The organism is Pseudoalteromonas sp. HM-SA03 (assembly GCF_002289345.1).
Classification (GTDB): domain Bacteria; phylum Pseudomonadota; class Gammaproteobacteria; order Enterobacterales; family Alteromonadaceae; genus Pseudoalteromonas.
The window spans coordinates 1-236 of sequence record NZ_NSDG01000145.1 but is presented as its reverse complement, the minus strand read 5'-3'; the positions used below and the strand labels follow the sequence as shown (position 1 = coordinate 236).

General features: G+C 39.0%; 1 protein-coding gene. It reads left to right on the top strand.

The features are described from left to right. Nucleotides 1-19: 19 nt before the first annotated feature. Nucleotides 20-236 (top strand): transposase domain-containing protein (locus tag CKO50_RS23090; protein ID WP_176474741.1); only part of this gene is annotated, 217 nt, incomplete at its 3' end.

The following is a 236-nucleotide window of genomic DNA, read 5'->3' as shown; positions in this document are numbered from 1 at the left end:
AACTAACTACGGATTTTTTGTGAATATAGAACAAGCTCTTCATTCAGCTTTCGAAGAAAGCACGCGTTACCATACGTTTGAAAAGTTATCTGAAATTTTATCTTCTGAACTTATTGAACAAGGTTTTCAACAAGCAGGAGTAGCCACCGTTAGAAAGCGTAGGTTACCTCTAGAAGCGGTGCTTTGGTCTGTTATTGGCATGGCATTATTCCGTAAAGAGTCGGTCTGGAATATTG